This window comes from Cupriavidus sp. BIS7, from assembly GCF_000292345.1.
Taxonomy (GTDB): domain Bacteria; phylum Pseudomonadota; class Gammaproteobacteria; order Burkholderiales; family Burkholderiaceae; genus Cupriavidus.
In genome coordinates this window covers 22311-40757 of the sequence record NZ_ALOU01000013.1, presented here as the reverse complement: position 1 = coordinate 40757, position 18447 = coordinate 22311, and the positions used below count along the sequence as shown (strand labels likewise).

The 18447-nt window shown below is 61.5% G+C and carries 14 protein-coding genes; 5 read left to right on the top strand and 9 right to left on the bottom strand.

Annotated elements, in window-relative coordinates; genetic code table 11:
* Positions 1–10: 10 nt before the first annotated feature.
* From B552_RS0105185 to B552_RS28265, 5 genes are all read right to left on the bottom strand, one after another.
* Positions 11–1360 (bottom strand): MFS transporter, encoded by a 1350-nt coding sequence (locus B552_RS0105185; RefSeq protein WP_019447952.1) that lies wholly within the window; start codon positions 1358–1360, stop codon positions 11–13.
* 167 nt (positions 1361–1527) lie between these two features.
* A complete protein-coding gene (locus B552_RS0105180; RefSeq protein ID WP_019447951.1) occupies positions 1528–2187 on the bottom strand; it encodes a DUF1120 domain-containing protein in 660 nt (219 codons plus the stop codon).
* Positions 2188–2306: 119 nt separating this feature from the next.
* Positions 2307–5756, bottom strand: a complete 3450-nt coding sequence (locus B552_RS0105175) for an ATP-binding protein (RefSeq protein ID WP_019447950.1) — start codon at positions 5754–5756, stop codon at positions 2307–2309.
* A 5-nt stretch (positions 5757–5761) separates the two neighbouring features.
* Complete coding sequence (locus B552_RS0105170) at positions 5762–6409, bottom strand: response regulator transcription factor (RefSeq protein WP_026035356.1); 648 nt, start codon at positions 6407–6409, stop codon at positions 5762–5764.
* A 190-nt stretch (positions 6410–6599) separates the two neighbouring features.
* Positions 6600–7181 (bottom strand): DUF1120 domain-containing protein, encoded by a 582-nt coding sequence (locus B552_RS28265; RefSeq protein ID WP_019447948.1) that lies wholly within the window; start codon positions 7179–7181, stop codon positions 6600–6602.
* Positions 7182–7611: 430 nt separating this feature from the next.
* Here B552_RS28265 and B552_RS0105160 point away from each other — a divergent pair, with 430 nt between their 5' ends.
* Entirely contained in the window at positions 7612–10035 is a 2424-nt protein-coding gene (locus tag B552_RS0105160) for an autotransporter outer membrane beta-barrel domain-containing protein (RefSeq protein ID WP_157160188.1), read from the top strand.
* 82 nt (positions 10036–10117) lie between these two features.
* Here the strand turns inward: B552_RS0105160 and B552_RS0105155 are convergent, their stop codons facing one another.
* On the bottom strand, positions 10118–11053 hold the full coding sequence (locus tag B552_RS0105155; protein WP_026035354.1) for a hypothetical protein: 936 nt from the start codon (positions 11051–11053) through the stop codon (positions 10118–10120).
* A 277-nt stretch (positions 11054–11330) separates the two neighbouring features.
* Between B552_RS0105155 and B552_RS0105150 the strand changes: the two genes are divergently transcribed.
* The 4 genes from B552_RS0105150 (at position 11331) to B552_RS0105135 (ending at position 15812) form a co-directional block, all read left to right on the top strand.
* Positions 11331–12056: a fimbria/pilus chaperone family protein gene (locus tag B552_RS0105150; protein ID WP_083860233.1), complete on the top strand. Its 726-nt coding sequence runs from the start codon at positions 11331–11333 to the stop codon at positions 12054–12056.
* A 99-nt stretch (positions 12057–12155) separates the two neighbouring features.
* Positions 12156–14759: a fimbria/pilus outer membrane usher protein gene (locus tag B552_RS27185; protein ID WP_019447944.1), complete on the top strand. Its 2604-nt coding sequence runs from the start codon at positions 12156–12158 to the stop codon at positions 14757–14759.
* Positions 14760–14929: 170 nt separating this feature from the next.
* Positions 14930–15376 carry a hypothetical protein gene (locus tag B552_RS0105140; RefSeq protein ID WP_019447943.1) on the top strand — a complete coding sequence of 149 codons (447 nt, stop codon included), beginning with the start codon at positions 14930–14932 and terminating at the stop codon, positions 15374–15376.
* A gap of 184 nt (positions 15377–15560) precedes the next feature.
* Complete coding sequence (locus B552_RS0105135) at positions 15561–15812, top strand: hypothetical protein (RefSeq protein WP_019447942.1); 252 nt, start codon at positions 15561–15563, stop codon at positions 15810–15812.
* Between the two features lie 75 nt (positions 15813–15887).
* On the opposite strand, the gene B552_RS0105130 is transcribed toward B552_RS0105135, so the two are convergent.
* The 3 genes from B552_RS0105130 to B552_RS0105120 form a co-directional block, all read right to left on the bottom strand.
* Positions 15888–16331, bottom strand: a complete 444-nt coding sequence (locus B552_RS0105130) for a BLUF domain-containing protein (RefSeq protein ID WP_019447941.1) — start codon at positions 16329–16331, stop codon at positions 15888–15890.
* Between the two features lie 30 nt (positions 16332–16361).
* Positions 16362–17078 carry a GTP cyclohydrolase I gene (gene folE / locus B552_RS0105125; protein ID WP_019447940.1) on the bottom strand — a complete coding sequence of 239 codons (717 nt, stop codon included), beginning with the start codon at positions 17076–17078 and terminating at the stop codon, positions 16362–16364.
* A gap of 99 nt (positions 17079–17177) precedes the next feature.
* A complete protein-coding gene (locus tag B552_RS0105120) occupies positions 17178–18437 on the bottom strand; it encodes an arsenic transporter (protein ID WP_019447939.1) in 1260 nt (419 codons plus the stop codon).
* Positions 18438–18447: the final 10 nt, after the last annotated feature.

Here is an 18447-nt window from a genome sequence, read left to right as displayed (position 1 = left end):
AGTGTTCCGCCTAGCGGTCTCGCAATCGGCTCAGGCTGACGACGGCACCGACCGTGGCAACCGCCGCCGCCACATACAGCGCGGTACGGGCCGCATCGCCGCGATCGAGGCTGAACAGCAGTGCAACGATCGCAGTGCCGGTGGTCTGCCCAAGCAGGCGTGTAGTGGCTTGCGCCCCGCTGGCCCCACCGCTTCGTTCATGCGGCGTGGCGCTGATCATGGCCCGGTTATTGGGGGACTGGAAAAAGCCGAATCCGATGCCGCACAGCGCCGTGCGCCAAGCGATATCAAGGCTGCCCGCGTCCGGCCCCAGCACCGCCAGGCTGATCAGCCCGCTGCCGAGCATTATCAGACCCGTACCGGCCAGGATGCCGGCCGGATATCGATCCGACAACCTGCCCGACAAGGCGGCCATGACGGCCACCATCAGCGGCCAAGGTGTGATCAATAAACCCGTTTCCTGCAAACTTCGACCGAGCTGGTATTCGAGATAGAAGGGGAGCGACACGAAGGCCAGCATCTGCGTCATGAACGAGCAGAATGACGTGGCGACCGCGAGCGTGAATGCCCGGCTTCCAAACAGGTCCACCGGCACCAGTGGCGCAGATTGACCCTGCTGCCGGCGAACGAGCAACCACCCAAGCACCAGTGACACCACCAGGCCGCTGGCGCCAGCGGTACGCAGGCTTTCGTGCCCCAGTCCGTCGACGCCAAGAATGAACAGGCCGATGACTACCGCAGACAGCAACGCGCTGGCAATGTCGAAGGCATGCGGCTGTGGTGGTGTCTCGGGCAAGGCGCGGCGAGAGATGGCAAGCGCAAAGATGGCAACGGGAACATTGACGGCGAAGAGCCACGGCCAACTGCCAATCCCAAGGATCAGCGCGCCCAGCGATGGTCCGACCGCGATAGTCACTCCAACGACGAGCGCATTGAGGCCGACACCACGGCCAAGCTTGGTAGGCGGATAGATATAACGGACCAGCGCGGTATTGACGCTCATGATGCCCGCGCCGCCAACGCCTTGCACAACGCGCGCGGCGACCAGCATTGGCAGGTTGACTGACACGGCACAGAGCAGCGAACCGGCCAGAAACGTTGCCAGGCCCACCCGGTAAACGCGCTTGTACCCAAGAATGTCGCCGAGCGACGACAGTGGCAGCAGGAAGACCGTGACCGTGAGTTGGTAGGCGTTGACGACCCAGATCGTGCTGGCGGCGTCGGCATTCAGTTCACGCGAGATCGACGGCAGCGCGATATTGGCGATCGATCCATCCAGGACGGCCATGATCAGGCCGCAGAAGACGGTCAGGATGGCCCAGGCACGCTGGGGATGGGGAAGGCCTTGATGGGGCTGCATGGGGCGGACGACGGCTGCTATGGGCTTGCCATGGTTCGTCCTGGCGTCTGGGCCAGGACGTGTGGACGGGTCTTGGCCCGCCATTATCGTCCTTCCAGACCAGGCAGTGCAATTGCTTGCACTGCGCTGTTGGCCGGGCGCTGAAGCCCGGCCGGGTTTGCAACGGCTTACAGATAGACGATCGACAGCGTGGCCGAACCATCCATGTCTACACGGCGATTGGTGGGCAATGCCTCAAGCGTGTTGGCATAGACCGTGGCTTCGATCTGCGACGTCAGCGAGGTCACAGGCAGCGGCGTGGTGGTTTCGGCCGTGGCTGCGGTGTAGATCCGGGTCGGACCCATGTAGTGCGTGGTACCGGCCGAAGCGACCCACGATGCGCCGTTATCGGTCGAGCTGATTGCGCCCGCAGTCTCACCGTTGGCCGAAAGCGCGCCCATGGTCAGCGTATAGGTGCCTACGTTCACGGTACCGTCGGTGCCCAGGCCGAATGCGTCGGCGTCGGTGCGGCCCGCCACACGGTCAGCAACCAGGCCAGGGATGACGCTGCTGGCGCGGTTGTCGGCGATGGCTACGGCGACCGGGGCAGCGCTGGTGCAGGTGAGGTTCAGCGTGACCTGACGGGTACCGACGGCCGTGTAGCCGGTTGCGTTGAAAGTCTCCATGCTGACATTGCCAAAGTTCATGCGGCCGCCATCGGACAAGGAAACCTGGCATGCCGACGGGACAAAGGAGCCCGTGACGCTCAGATCAGTGGATTCGTTGGCGAATGCGGGAGTGGCGATGATCGCAGCGGCGATGGCTGCAACGCGAATCGAGTGCTTCATAAATTTCCTTTCTGGATGAGTGCAAGTATCGATGGCTTGGACTTCCGTGAGTGTTGGCTGCCGAGGCGCATCGGGAACGAATATACGGATGCACTGCATCCAAGAAAATCGCCGAATTCTTATTTATCGGATTTTTCTGAGCCAGCGGCGCTGAATTCTCTTACTGCGGCCAGCAGCGCAACGGCTTCGGCATTCAAACTGGACGACCACTCGCTGCTTTCCTCGCAAAGGCGCTCGATGGTGCGACAAAGTGCAACGACGTTGCTTTCGCCAACTATCAGGAACGCCCCCGCTGAGCGATGGGCCCAGTGCTGCAATGCCGCCGGGTCGCGCCGGAGCAGAATGCCGGCGAGCTCGGGCTCATCGGTAAGCAGGTGTTTGCGGAGCAAGGCCCGGTAGCGCTCGCGCTCGGCTGTCGGCATGACCTTGTCGCGGTCGTTGTCGGCATGGTCCGATGCCGAGTCGGAATTGGCGGGCGCCGACGGTACGGTTCGCAGCGCATGTTCGAGTTCGCTCAGCGAAGCAGGCTTTGCCACGTGTCCGGCAAAGCCCCGTGCCTGCCAGTCGTCGGTCTGCCCGGTCTGTGTGACGGCGCTGAACGCGAGAACCGGCAGCGAGCGCCTCATGGCCTTGATAGCCGAAAGCAGTTCGTATCCGTCCATCACCGGCATGTGAACGTCCGTCAGAACAATATCGATATCGCTGTTCTCAAGCACAGCGAGCGCCTGGCGCCCGTCGCCGACGACGATGGACTCCCAGCCCAGGGTTTCGAGCTGTTCGGCAATCAACGTCTGGTTAAGCGCGTTGTCCTCGGCAACCAGGATCGTTCCTTGCCGACGTGATGGCCTGGAGTCAGCGCGCGGCTGTTGCAGCGATTCGGCAGCCGCTGCTTCGTTGGCCAGTTGTGGTGAATCCGCGTCCTCATTGAGCGCAGCCGTAGCCCCGGCCAGGATCGCCGCGTGGCTGTAGGCGGATACCTCGAGCACGCCCGGAGCGCGCCGGACTGGATGGTCCGGCCCATCCCGCGTAATCCATAGCACGTTGACTGGACGGATGTCGCGCAGTTGGGCGATTGTGTCCAGTCCATAGTCTCCCGTCACCACAAGGATGTGTGGCCGATTGCTACGTAGCCACACGTGCGCCGCGCCAACGGCGTGCAACGCATGAGCGCGCCAGCCGGCGCTTTCCAGCCACGCTTCCAGCGTGGCGCCGGACTCCGCTTCCTGGCAGAGCACCAAAGCCGTGCTGCCATACGCCATCGGCTTGGGGGCCGGAGGCCGCGCGTCTGGTTCGCCCAGTGGAATCGCGACGGTAAATGCAGTGCCCACGCCTTCCACACTCTCGACGGTGATATGGCCACCCATCAGTTCGCTGAGGCGCGCGCAGATGGAAAGCCCAAGACCTGTTCCGCCATATCGTGCCGACGTGCTGGCTTCACCCTGTACGAACGGATGAAAAATGCGCGCGACCAGCGCGGGCGGCATGCCAATACCGGAGTCCATGACGCGGCAGAGAAGGATCAATCGCTCCTGAGTGTCACGTGTGAGTTCCGCACTCAGCATGATCTTTCCGCACGACGTGAACTTGAATGCGTTACTGAGCAAATTGTTGACGATCTGTGCCAGGCGTGTGCGATCGCCAGTCACAACCGTATCCAGGGTTGGCGAGAGGTGCACGTAGAACCGGATCGGCCGGTCGGCAACCATGGGCGCGTAGGAAAGCGACAGGCTCTCGAAATCGCTGATCGGACTGAACGGCTCGCTGACGAGCTTCATTTCTCCCGCATCGATCTTCGAGAAATCGAGGATGTCGTTCACGATCCGCCGCAGTCCTTCGGATGCCACCTGAAGCGCGCGCAGCCTGGGAGCATGGGCCTCCAAACCTTCAGTGCGCCCTAGCAGCTCAAGGTTGCCGAGCAGTGCATTGAGCGGCGTGCGGATTTCATGGCTCATCGAAGCGAAGAAGTTCGAGCGTGCACGCATCATTGCTTCGGACGCCTGCTGCGCCGAGCGGAGTTGCTGCTCAAGTTGCTGCTGGGCTGTGACGTCCTGGATCGCACAGAACAACACGTCTTCGGCAAGATAGCGAGCGGGTGCGAAGGTGACCTGCAGGAACTGGGGTTCTGGGCTGGCACTTGCATCGGTTGCGGAAGCGGGTCGACGTTCGCTCGTGGCACCGGCGTGGGACGGAACGATGATCTGTGCGATCGATCCGACCTGGTGTGTAGACGTGCCCTGACTGCGTTGGCGCAGCGCGTCAACGATGTGCGCTGGCAATGGCGACATCTGGCTGCGGCCTAGCAACGCGTCGGCAACCTGATTCGAGGTCAGGATGACATGGTCCTGCTGGCGAACGATGCAGAGCCCGATTGGCGTGGCACTGACCAGAACATGATTGATCGTCTCGTTCTCCAGCGCCCGGGCAGCCTCTGCGTGGCTGCGCTGCAGCAGATGGATATCCCAATATCGCGCTGTCAGCACTATCGCGGCAATCAGCAGCAAGCCGATGACACCGATCACGACCAGCTCATTCGAAATTGAGACCAGCAGCGTCCCATATGGCAGGAAGTAGACGAGCGAGCCAAACTCCGGACGAAGCGGTTGCACCAGCAACAGTCCGGATCCGGTCATGCGGAGGGTATCGGGTGGAACGTGTCGCGCGCGTGACAGGATGCGGGCGGTATCCGCCGCGGTACCACCCGGCGACACGTCAATGCGGTCGTCTGCATCGTTGACCAGCAACAGGGTGGCGGGCTCGCTCGGGCGCTTCAGCTGCGCCAGGAAGGCGTCGGCCGGGATGCTGGAAGCTACGAGCACAGTGGGGTGCTCATCGCTCGCTGCAATGGCCGTCACCGACGTCATCACTCGCGAATGCGTTACCGGATCATCGATCGGTCCGAACCAGACCTGCTCATTCTTGTTCGGAATTGCCCGATCGGTACGTGTCTGGAGGCCGCGAACGAGCCTGTCTCGCAATGTTGTAACGAGATCGTCCTGTAGCGACGCTGCTGCCCCATCTGCAAACTTTGACGGTGCCAGCAGCACTGCGAACTCGGCATTGGCATCGACCACATAGGCGAGATGGTCGAGTTCAAATGCAAGCTGTGTGGTTAGCGATGCCGTTGCAATTTGCTGCAATTGCCAGACGCGCTCGGGCAATGCTGCGCCCCAGGCGGCGCGCGTTGCAGCCGGAACCAGCAGTGTGTAGCGCCCATCTGGCGAAGCGGCCACGCCGGTACGACGTACCTGATCCAGGAGATTTGCGTCGGGTGGGGTGTCACTGCTGGTACGGAGATAGTGACTTACGGTGAGCGCGGTGCGGCGCAGGAACGACGCCTCGCTCTGGAGTCTCAGGGAAATGGCGCCCACGTACTGGGCAACGTGGCTGCGCCGATTGTCGAGATGCCTGGCCGCGGCCAGTCCGCCCAATAGTATGGCCGAGACTATGACGATGGCGATCAGCAGGCCGACGGTGGCGTAATAGAGATGCTGTTGCCGCCGTGCGTTGCGCGCAAGTGACGCAAATGCCTGGGCAAGCGAGTCCTGCGTCCGATCGAGAATCTGTTGCATGCGAATCAGATGAGCCCGTTTTCATACGCGTACCGAATCAGATCCGTGTTGGTCTGTACATTCAGTTTGCGCATGGCAACAGTTTTCTGGCTGGAGATCGTGCTGACAGATCGGCCGAGCTTGTTCGCGATCTCGTTCAGTTGGAAGCCCTGGGCGTAAAGCCGGACAACCTCGAGTTCGCGCAGGGTCAGATCGGTGGCAGGAACGGCCGTTGAAGTGGCGCTATCCAGCACCGCCCGGATAGAAGGCGAGTAGAAGTGGCCGTTGCTGACGGTGACGTGAACACAGGCGCGCACGATCTCGTCGAGCTCGTCTTCCTTGCTTACGAATGCTCGCGCACCGAGCTTCATCGCACGGCTGACCACGCCAGGATTGTTTTGTGCGCTGACAATCACGATGCGGGTTTCAGGGTATCGGCGGCTCAATCTTCTAAGCAGATTGAATCCGTCGAGTGATGTATCGCCATGACCCATGCTGAAATCGGTGACAGCAACATCGACCGGATTTTGTGCCAACGCGCTGATCAACTCACTACCATTGGTACATTCGCATGTCACCTGGAACCCCGGTGTTCGTTGCAGACATTCCCGCAGCGCCGAGACGACGAGCGGGTGATCGTCAGCCAGGGCAACCCGAATGGTTTTCGCAGCCATGCCTCAAAGTCCTTTCGCAGACAATCAGAGCATTCCGAGGAATGCGATGAATGAGAGAGTAGAGCTTTCATCGAAACATAGGAAAAATACTATATTCAGGCCGATACGAGGCTGATCCTATGTTGTAGAGAATTTTTAAACATCAGACTTTGACGATGAATTTGATCGTCAATCAAAAGGCTCCATGGTGTTAAAGATAGAACAGGGTGAATGTTGCTCCACCTCTCAATTCAATGGAATCGCTGATTGGGGATTCGTCTCGCATGTTGAGTGTCGGACGTATCAGAAGCCCGATTGACAACGTTTGCATGGGTTCCGGCGCAAGTGTGTTGCTGGTCGTACGCCATGCGATGCGGCCTTGCGACGATGCCTTGAGAGCCAATTCAGGTGCGGCACCGGGGGCGGTCCAGTGAACGCCATCGTCTTCGGATATCAGTGGGAGAGCCGTCACGCCGTCGGCGTTTGTTTCACTTGTCTCGACCAGGATTTCGTAGGCGCCGAGCCGCCGTCCACGTGCCACTCCAGCGCCATATGCGTAGTCGTCCCCCATCGCCACGATGCCAGCGGCGGCAGTGCCGTGCTGTTCGTCCGTGACTCTCAGGCTGAAGCGCATGGGGCCAGTGCATCGCACTGTCAGGTTCGCGCGTCGCTCGCCGAGTGAATGAGTTCCTCCGGCGGTGAGATTCTTGCTGCTGATGCGCGGGAAGCGGATCACGCCGCCGTCGGATATCTGCGCCGCGCAGCGCGAATTTGGCGTGAATGATCCTGCCACACGAAGATTCTCGCTTTGCGCAGATGCAGAGGCGGGCGCGCTGCAGAGTATCGAAGCGAGCAGGAGGCCGCAGTATGTGGATCTCATCGTGCGATTCCTTTGGGGACTTACCCCCCGTTGTTTTCATCCAATGACGCGGCCGAAGTTGGGTCGCACGCGATGCATTCTGCCGATCCGAACGCGATATGAAAATCGCATTTCGACTAAATTTCCCTGTCCTAAGGTGCTTCCTATTCGTTACGAAGTGCCCCGCGGAACGCCGTAACGAAATCGCCAAGACGTGCGAAATATCCCTTTGAAATCGCATTGATGCAGGAAATTTCGGATTTCTGCGATTCAGCACGCGATCAATCTCCGACACACTGGCTGCGCATTTCGCGCCACAAGATGTGGGTGGCGCCATTCATCATTCCGAGAGAGGTGCAGACCAGTGTCAGTGTTCCAATTTCATTTTCGACCGTTGCCGATGGCGCTCGCAGCGTCCCTGCTTTTGGCGGGAAAAGTCAGCCACGCGCAAGCAACCTGCAACCAGACAGTCAGGATCAATCAAGGTTTGTACAGCGTTACGCCAGACGCGTCCGGCTGCCTGTACGAAGTGGACGGCGACGCAACCTTGCGGATCGAGCGCGGTGCTGGAGCCCGAGGTGTCTATGCCGGCGAGAATGCGCCGGGTACTCGCGTGGAGCTGGATTCCGGCGCATATGTTTCGCGAAACGGCATCACCGTCTATAACGGCACGCTAGAAGCGCGTGGCGCGGCCGGTGACACTCCGATCGTCATCGAGAACCGCGCGTACGGGCATGCGCTCCAATTGCGCAACACAAGCGGTGTGCTGTCAAACGCCGAATTGGTCAGCCATTCAGGGGCGAGCTACGCGTCTTTGGACATGGACCGAGGCTCACGGGTGACTCTGACCGATGTTAATGCGAGCAGCGCCGGCTGGGGCTTCGTTGTCTATGACGCAGGCACCACGCTGGATATGACGCGTACAACGGTCTCTGCAGACGGCCAGGTAGCGGTGTTGTTGGGGGGCGGAGCGGCGGTCAGCGCGGTCGACAGTTCCTTCACCGGGCCGCGGGGAGTTGAAGTTGGCGCCGGGTCAACGTTCTCGGGCCAGGGTGTCACCGCTACCGGTACCAGGAACGTTGGGTTGGTCGCGGTTGAAGGTGCCACCGTTTCGCTTCGCGACAGTCAGATCTCCGGCGCATTGGGCGGCATCCTCGTGGGCAGATACTCCCCGAGCAGTGGTGCCGCAACTGACCGCTCCGATATCCATTTGCATGACACGCGAGTGACGAGCCAGCAGGGGGCCGCAATCATCGCAGGCGGTGACGCGCATGCCGCGATCCGCGTCAGTGGAAACTCGGAGTTGTCCGCTGCGAACGGAAGGCTGCTGGACGTCCAGAATGCGAGTGCGGAATTTAGCGTAGAGCAGTCGCAACTGCGTGGTGACGTAGTTGCTGCGATGCCTGGCTCTGTCAGCGTCGCCCTGAGCGACGGCGCAAGTCTCAGCGGCAATCTGGTGAACGTAGGTCAGGTTCAGATCGGCGCAAACTCCCAGTGGAATCTACCAGGCAGCAATACCATCGGCGATCTTGTCCTGAATGATGGGACGGTGAACCTCGGTGGCGAGGGAAATACGGTACTGAGGGTCGAAGGGGAACTGTCAGGGGCTGGCGTGATCTCCATGCGGTCGAATCTGGCTGATCTGCAAAGCGACATGATTAGTGTCGGCGGAGCCGTTTCTGGTGATCATCGACTGCGTATCCGCGACACCGGCCGCGAGCCAGCGACTGGCGATGGCAAGCTCCGCGTGGCAACAACGGGAGGTGGTGCCGGTACGTTTCGTCTTGATGGCGGTTATGTTGACGTCGGTGCCTATTCCTATACCCTCGATCGTGACGAGAACGACTGGTACCTGCAGCATGCCGATGTGCCCCGCCCTTCGGCTTCCGCGGCGACCGCGATCGGCATGTTCATGGCGCCGGCTACCATCAGCTATGAGCAGCTTGGCATTCTGCGCACGCGCATGGGTGAACTCAGGCGTCAAGAGGGGAGCATTGGTGCGTGGGGCCGCGTATTCGGCTCGAGGTATCGAGTTGGCAATGGCCAGGGAGTGTCATTTGTCCAGGATCAAAGCGGTGTGTCGGTTGGCGTGGACAAGCGCTTTCACGTGGCTACGGGTTCATTGCTTGCTGGGGCCAGTTTCACATACTCCAACAGTCGCCTCGATTTTGGATCGGGTGCCGACGGTACGATCGATAGTCAGGCCTTGGGCGGCTATATGACCTGGCTGCGCGACGACGGATACTACGTGGACGCGGCTCTCCAGGCCAGCCGCTTTGGCAAACGCGGCGGTGTGCCGATGAATGATGGAACACGCGCAAGCGGCAACGATTCTGTCTATGGCGTGATTGGCTCATTCGAGGTGGGCCGCCAGATTGCCTTGCGTTCGGCGCATTTCGTGGAACCCTACGCGCAATTGACAGGCATGGTCGTCAACGGGAATCAATTTACGATCAGCAACGGGATGAACGTATCCGGGGGGCACGCAAGTTCACTGCAGGCGCAGGTGGGCGTGACTGCAGGGCGTGATGTTGTATTGGCGAATGGCGGGGTGGTTCAGCCCTATCTCCGGGTCGCTGCCGTCAATGAGTTCATGGATGGCGGAACCGTCAAGGTCAACGACATTGGCTTCTCCGGGGATATGTCCGGCTGGCGTGGCGAGGTAGGTGCGGGCGTAACGGCAAGAGTTGGAAATGCGTTCCACCTGTTTGCGGAGTATAGCTACGCGAACGGCCGTCACATCGAGAAGCCGTGGGCAATTTCGGGAGGCATGCGCTACGCCTGGTAGCGCTTTCCTTCCTCTGGACGGAAACAGGGGCTCGGCGGTTGGCATACCGCCGAGCCCCTGTTTGCTATTTCGGTGGGTTCGATCAGGCGTGATCTCGTTTTACTGTTTTGGCCTGCCGCGCGATTGCATCGGTGAGTTCCTGGTACTCGGGTAGCACCCGGGTAACTCGTTCGATAAAGCCGATGCAGCGCTGCGATTTGACGGGGGCTTCCACTTGAACCATGCCTGCGGCAGGGTGTGATAGCGCCCCATGATCTGCCAGCCAGGATGGAATCTGATTCTGACCGCGCAGGCGTAGCAGCATCAGTAATTCGACAGGCATCGCCTGTTCCACAGGATGATCGAAGTCAAACAAGGATTGGTCTGTATCAAGCCGGCACTGATTGAGGTGTCTGTCTGCCAACTCGCGGGCCAGCGGTGCAAACACGTCGTCGTCGTCTTGCCAGTGTTCGACGATTTTCGCGAGCAGCGCGTCGCTCTTGTGAAACGCCGTTTGCGGAACGCTCTTGTTGAGTGCCTGACCAGCGACGCCAATGATCATGCCAGTCATGCCGCTGACTGGGTGCAGTGCGGCCAGTTCGCCATCGATGCCAAACCACGACTGTAAGGCGAATGACGCCAGCTCCCGCCATTCCAATGCCAGCATCATCGCGATCTGCAGAGACATGTCGCGTTCGTAGGTCTGCTTGCGGCTTGGCCCGCCCCATTGCTCCTTGTATAGCGCAAGTGCATGCGTGCCGGCGATCGATTCGATAACGCCGAGCTGCAGTGAAAGCCAATTGGTGGTGGAACAGGTCTCTGTGTCATGCAGGTCGATGGAACGCCATTGCCTGAGTCGACCAAGCCAGAACATCGCGCGCGCGGCGCGCGGTACCGGCACGGCGCTCGGCGTTGCCAGGAACGAGGACAGTGTGTCCCGATACATTCCGTGAAGTGCATTGGCCTGGGCCTGAGCGGTGTTAAGGATGGTCTGCCGTTGTTGTTCCGTCACCGGCATGTTGGTGGATTTGGTCCGCATACTGGTATCTGTAGAGAACGAAGTGGTAAGTGATGACACTACGGGTACGCGGACATGCGGTCCATCACCGTTCTCCTAAATTTGTGGATTTTCCTTAAATGTCGTGTACGCTACGTTTTGTTGATGCCTTGATACGTTTTAAAAGTAATACTAAGAATTCTGCATTTTCAAAGATATTACTATTCCTTTAATTGCTGGATTTACCGCAGACTTCTGTTTCATTTTCTCTCTGCATCGTAAGTAAATTCTGATTCGTCAATTTGTGAGGATGAAAAACATGAAAGCTTCTGCCACTCGGGCGCTTTGCGCAATCTGGATAGGTGTTGCCCTGATGGGGGCGACGCGAATTGCCATGGCTACTGGTATGGTTCCGGAAACCTCCGTTGTGCTTATCAACGAGGCCGATGGCGAAGCGACCATGAACGTGAAGAACAGCGAATCTACGCCGCAGTTGCTCCATACCTCGATTAACCACATCGAAGAGGACCAGGAGGATCTGGTGGTCGTCACGCCACCAGTGGCACGGGTGGAGGGTAACGACACGCAGGTGGTCCGCTTTATCCTGCGCAACAAGACGCCGCTGAAGACAGAACGCCTGGCGCGCGCCGTCTTCGAGGGTATTCCGCCGCGTGGCGCCAAGGATGGTGAAGCGCGAGTGACCATGACTGTGCGGCAGGATCTGCCGCTGGTCATTCATCCCAAAGGCCTCCCACTGGAGCGTGAGCCTTGGAAGCTTCTGAAGATCCGAGTCGTAGGCGGCGAGCTTGTCATCGAGAATCCCAGTCCTTATGTGGTCAGGCTTGCGCAAGCCGCGCAGTTCCAGCCCGGCAACGAGGGCGTGGAGCTGCCACGGCCTTATGTGTTGCCTGAGACGACCGTGAAGGTGCCACTGAATGGCAACCCTGGCGCGCCCACCGCGCTCCGCCTTTTCCCGGCGACGCTGTACGGCTTTGCCGTTGAAAGTTTTGATGCTCCGCTGGTCCAGGCGCAGGCTGCGAAATGATGTATCGGGATGTTCATGCCTCGACACAACAAGAAGACGGGCGCCCGCAGCGCATCACAAGTAGGGTCTGCACGTATCGCGCCGCTGGCGTTGGCTGCAATGATGGCCCTTTCCGGTGCGGCGCGCGGCGAAGTCTCCGAAGGGGAGGAGCCGGGCAAGCCGGAAGCAGGAACCGCAGAAACCAGCGCAGTCGATAACGGCGCGGCCGCTCCGGGTACGCCCGTGGCGGGCGAAGCGGCTGCCGGTGAGCCTGGTGCGGCATCCGACTCCGCGACCGATACCTCGCAAGTATCAGATTCTTCCTTGGCCGGATTTGATACCGAGATGATGAAGTCGCGCGGTATCGATCCGCGCATCGCGGAGTATTTCATGGAGGGCGCCCGGTTTTCGCCGGGCATGTCGCTGGTCACGCTGAGCGTGAACGGGCAGCGGAAGGGTGCCGCGATGGCCCGTTTCGACGACAAGGGCAAGCTGTGTTTCGACGCGCGCTTCCTGAGGCGCGCCGGCCTGCGCATGCCGGGCGACAATGAGCCCGGGGCCCCGGATGCGAAGACCGCAGCGGGCGCCGCTCATACCGACGTTGGTGGCGAATGCCTCGATTTCCGCGGCGCCTGGCCAGAGACCGTCGTGACGCTCAGGCCCAACGCCACGGCAGTGGACCTGCTGGTTCCAACCGATGCGCTGCGACCCGACGCGCCCGTCCGTGCCGATTTCACAACGGGCGGCGTAGCGGCGCTGCTCAACTACGATCTGCTGGCAACCGGAAGCCAGAGCGGTGACAGCAGCACACGGTACTACTCGGCATCGAATGAGTTTGGTTTCAATGCCGGTGACTGGATCGTGCGTAACCGGAACATGTACAGCAATGACGGGACGACGTCGAACTTCTCGCATCTGTACGCCTATGCGCAACGTACTTTCGTTGCACAGGAGGCCGTCTTCCAGGGCGGCGAGATCAACGTTGGCAACTCGATTTTTCCGGGGCCGGCCATCTACGGGGTGCAATGGCTGCCGGAGATGGCGCTCAAGCGCAGCACCGGCGGCGGAACCAATATCGAGGGCATCGCGCAGACGCAGGCGCGGATCGAGGTAAGGCAGGCGGGCGCGCTGATCTACACGACAATGGTGCCGCCGGGGCCGTTCACGCTGAGCAATGTGCCGCTGCTCAACGGCAGCAATGACGTTGAGGTGACCGTCATCGAGGCGACAGGCTCGTCGCGGAAGTTCGTGGTGCCTGCGGCCCAACTCAATGCCGGCACGCTTGGCGTGACCCCCGGATACACGCTTGCAGTGGGAAAGCTGCGTCAGCTCGGTGGCGACGTGCAGGTCAAGCCGTGGATGGCTACCGGTACCGGGACGTGGCGCGCCGGGCGCGACGTGGGGATCACCGGCGGCTTGATGATCGGCACGCAGTACCAGGGTGCGGGTGTTGGCGTTGACTCCAGGCTGTTTGCGAATACCACCTACGTCAGCATGCGCGCCCTGGCGTCGAATGCCGTGCGTGAGGGGAACCGGGGCGCGCAGTTGACTGGGTCGGCGTCGACTACGCTCGGGCAGGGGTTCAGCTTCAATGCGTCAGCGACGCAGGAAACTCCCGGATATCGTTCTCTGACCGACACCACGCAAGACACGACCACGGACTGGATCAACAATCACTATCGCGGACAGTACACGGCCGGGGTGTCGTGGAGTCATCCGACGTTTGGCGGACTTTCGCTGAACTACAGCCGCTCGAACCTGTTCGTGGGCGAGACGACGCAGCGGATCACAGGCTCCTGGGGCAAGACATTCCGCCACGCAACGGTCTCGCTGAGCGTGGAAAAGGGCATTGGCGGCGGCAATGTGAGCAACGGCAATTCCGTGTACCTCAGCGTATCGGTGCCGTTGGGCAAGCGCAGTGTGCGCGGCTACGTCAATCGGGTGGACGGCAGTACGCGGCTCGGGGTCACGTACAACGAGGTTGTGAACGACGTCGTCAACTATAGCCTCAACGCCGAGGGGCGTCCTACAGAGGGAAGCGCCTCGGGGGCCGCCAACGTTTCGCTGACGCCTTACTACACGCGACTGAACCTTGGGGCATCGCAGTACGGTACGAGCAGCACGTCCTATAACGGCACGCTCAGCGGCGGCGTGGTAGCGCACCGAAATGGCGTGACATTCTCGCCGTACGCCATCGGCGACACATTCGGCATCGCGTCGCTGGGCGAAGTGGCCGGCATCAAGATCTCCACGCCGCAGGGATCGGTCTGGACAGACCATTGGGGGCAGGCCGTGATCTCCAGCGCTCCTGCCTACACGTCGAGCCGGCTCGAGATCTCCACACGATCATTGCCGCGCAATATCGACGTTTCTAACGCCTTCCAGCAGATCAGCCCGGGCCGCGGCTCCGTTAGCTACGTGAACTTCGACGTGGTCAAGGTGCGTCGTCTGCTGTTGCACGCGGTGGGGCCGGATGGCAAGCCGCTCGCACGGAACTCGACCGTGATGGACGCGGAAGGTGGCTTCCTGACGACGGTGCTTAACGACGGCACGATCTTCCTGCCGAACACGGATGCGGTGAAAGGAATGCAGGTCGTTGATCGGGACGGCAAGGTCTGTCTGCTCGATTTCACATTGCCGCTCACGCAGGATCTGAATGCCTACTTCGATGAGGCGAATGCGGAATGCAAGCCGGCCGGGGCGGCCGAAGGGGGGCAGAAGTGAATGCGTTGATACGAGTCGTTTGTGCAGCGGTTCTGGGCAGCGGGCTCTGCGTCGCCAAGGCGCAGGTCCCCACGCCCGCACCTCGCTCGGGTGGGGCACCGGTCGCGACGGCGATCCCTGCCGAGAACTGCCAGATTTCCGTCAGTGAGCCGGATCTCGACTACGGTTCCATGACACGCTACCGCCTGGAGGAAGGCGGCAATGCGCAGGACTTGTCATTGGGAAAACGCCGCATGACGATCAATGTGTCATGTCAGGTGGAGGCGAAGATTGGCGTGCGCTTCCGAGGCTCGTCGGTTGGTGCGGATTACGTGTTCGGCACCGCCGGGGGAAAGCAGGGCAAGGTGACGCTGACACTCGTCGATCCGCAACTCGATGGCCGTCGCGTGCTTGTTGGCGCGGCTGACGCGGCCGGCATGGTGCCGGCGGCCCCAGCCGGCAGCGCCCGCTTTATGCCGGGGCAGGTGCTTGTGCCTGTCGAGGGCGGGCAGCCGGTTTCCGGGAAGCAGTTTTCCGCGGCAGTGGAAATCGACCCGTCCGTGCCCAAGGACGCCGCGCGCGTCCGGTCGCGCACCTCACTGGAGACGCATGGCACTTTCGAGGTGATCTGGCGATAGGCGACCCGGTTCCGGTTCGGTACGTGCACCGGCCTGGTGTGCACCGGCTACGTCACAATATATTCGCCAATGTCGTGGTCTTTCGCAGTGCATCACGCATCGGTGATTTTGATGGCATGCTGTAGCAGCGCGTACGCGTGGAACTGTTGCGTCGCGCTGTACAACCCCCGTACGGAGGTGTGCCATGACAATGCGTCAACTCGCCGAGTTTCCCGCCAACGAACGTCAAGACATCGAAGTCCTGCTCAGGCAGGTAGGCTTTGCGGCCCAGGATTTCGAGATTTCCGATGTAAACGGAACATCTGCCCGCCAGGTAACCGTTCGCAGGCAGCGTACCGGGGCGGAAAGCGTCTATGACGCGGGCCCCGGGGCAGCGTGGATCGAGGAGTTCGAGAGCGATCTCGAATGCGGCCTGTTTGGCCAGGTGTCCGCGTAGTGCCCGCGTAGTGCTCGCGTAGTGCCCGGTAGCGCCACGGCATACTTCGTCGCGCGGGGCCTGCTGACCGGGCTGTCAGTGCCTTCCACGTTCGGCACTGCGGCCGACGATCGAGGCTCCGGCGATCAACTCCCTGAGCAGCGCCAACGATGCCGCACCTGGCATGCGGTAGGGGTCGAGTTCGCCTTGTGCCGAGAATCTGAGCAGGGTTGCGGCGTTGATCTTGCACGTGTTGACGCGGCCCATCGACCAGTCGGAGAACGCGCGCTCCGCGATCTCTTCGTAGTTCAGAAGCACGACGTCATGATGTCGCGGGTCGCGGCCAATGTTGAGAAAGAGGCGCGAGACGGCGTCCCGATCGCCTTCGAGAGCCTGGAGGAAGGTCGTGTCGCTGTGGCAGAGCACGCCGGTGATGCCGTGGCGCGGGTTCTGTTCCAGGCTGGTGTCGAAGATGGCATCCAGCGCTTCGGCGCCAAGCGGCTGCCTGGCGCGGCTGGCATAGAGCAGGCGAACTAGCATCAGTGTCCCCCTCCTGGCGACGATCGACGGTTATCGACGGTTGAGGTTCAAAAGCGTGAGGAATTCGCGGCGCAGCTTGTCGTCCTTGAGGAACGAGCCGCGCATGACGCTGTTGGTCATCTTGGCGTCGGTATCGCGCACGCCGCGCCAGTGCATGCAGAAGTGCTCGGCTTCCATGACGATCGCCAGACCGTCCGGGTTCATCCTTTCCTGCAGCAGGTCGGCAACCTGCGCAACGGCTTCTTCCTGGATCTGCGGCCGGCACATGATCCATTCGGCCAGCCGCGCATACTTGGAAAGGCCAATCAGGTTGGAATGGCGATTCGGCATCACGCCCACCCAAAGGCTGCCGATGATTGGGCACAGGTGGTGCGAGCAGGCGCTGCGCACGCGAATCGGGCCAACGATCATCAGTTCGTTGAGCTGCTCCACGTTCGGGAATTCGGTCACGGCCGGCACCTTCGCGTACCTGCCCGCGAAGATCTCCTTCAGATACATCTTGGCCACGCGGCGCGCGGTCTCGCGCGTGTTGTGGTCCTGGTCGACGTCGATCACCAGCGTGCGCAACACCTCCTCCATGCGGGCTTCGACCTCGGCCTGCAGCGCTTCAAGTTCGCCGTGTTCGATGTGGCGCGAGATGTTGTCGTTTGCGTGAAAGCGTTCGCCGGACGCCTCGATGCGCGCGCGAATCCGATCTGAAACGGGCGTGGTGGCGGGGATGTGATCGGAATGATCCTTGTGTGACATGAGTGGCCGCAGGAGATTGGGCGTTGGAGCACGCGGTGCGCGGTGCTTCACTATATGGCAGTTGGCATTGCACCACAACCAGACAAACGCGGCAGGCCCCTAGCGCAATACCGCCAGCGCGGGCAGCAGCGCCAGCGGCATTACCAGCGCACCTGTCTTCAGGAATGTCCCCGCGCCGATCATATGGCCTTCACGACGCAGGGCGGTAAGCCAAAGCAGCGTGGCCAGCGAGCCGGTAACCGACAGATTCGGTCCCAGGTCCACGCCGATCACCACGGCCGCGGTGACAGTTTCGGTAGCGTGCCCTGCGGCCAGCGCCGACGCCGCGAACAGTCCGGCGGGCAGATTGTTGACGATGTTGCTGGTCATGCCCACCAGCACGCCCGCCGCGCCAGCACCAAGAACCGCATTGGCACCCTGCTGCGCGGACAGCATGCGTACCCATTCGGCCAGATGGCCTACCAACCCCGTCTGCGCCAGGCCGGCGACGAGCACGAACAGGCCGGCCACCAGCGGCAGAACGCCCCAGGAGACCTCCCGCAGCGCCGGTGCCAGCAGGCGCGGCTGCGTGGCGCAGACCGCTACCAGTGTCGCGAGGCCGCCGATCAAGGTTGGCCAGCCCAGATCCTGTCCGCGCAACGATGCCGTCAGCAGTGTCGCGCCGGTGAGCACGATGCCTGCCGTGGTCAGCCAGGCCTGCAGCGTCAACGGTGGCGTGGGCACGTCATCTTCGATGCGCTCGGAAAGGGCGTGGCGCTGCGTCCAGTACAGGACGATGAACGTCATGACAATAGCTACCAGCGACGGCACGGTGAAGCGCGCCAGCCAGCCCGCCAGCGGCGGCATGCGGTCGCCGAACAGCACGAGGTTGGCCGGATTCGAGATCGGCAGGACGAAACTCGCCGCGTTGGCGATGAATGCGCACGCGTAAAGGTACGGCAACGGATGCCTGACACGCGCGGCCCGCGTCGCTGCGATCACGGCCGGCGTCAGAACGACCGCAGTGGCATCGTTCGACATGAACGCGGTCACTGCGATGCCGAAACCATATACCAGGACGAACAGCCGGCGGCCGGAGCCACGTGCGGCGCGCACGGCCAGCGCCGCCACGTGATCGAACAGCCCGGTCTTGCGGGCCAGTTCCGAGATCAGCATCATCCCGGCCAGGAACAGATAGACGTCGTTGCCACGCGCCACCGCTTCGAGCGCTTCGCGCCACGGCAGCAGGCCCGCCACGCATAGCGCCAGCGCGCCGGTGATGGCCCAGAACGGTTCAGGCAGGCGGAACGGCCGGAACAGCACGCCGGCCGTGGCCAGTGCAGCGATGGCCCAGATCAGGGGCGTGGCATGTCCCGGCATGTCGGTAGCG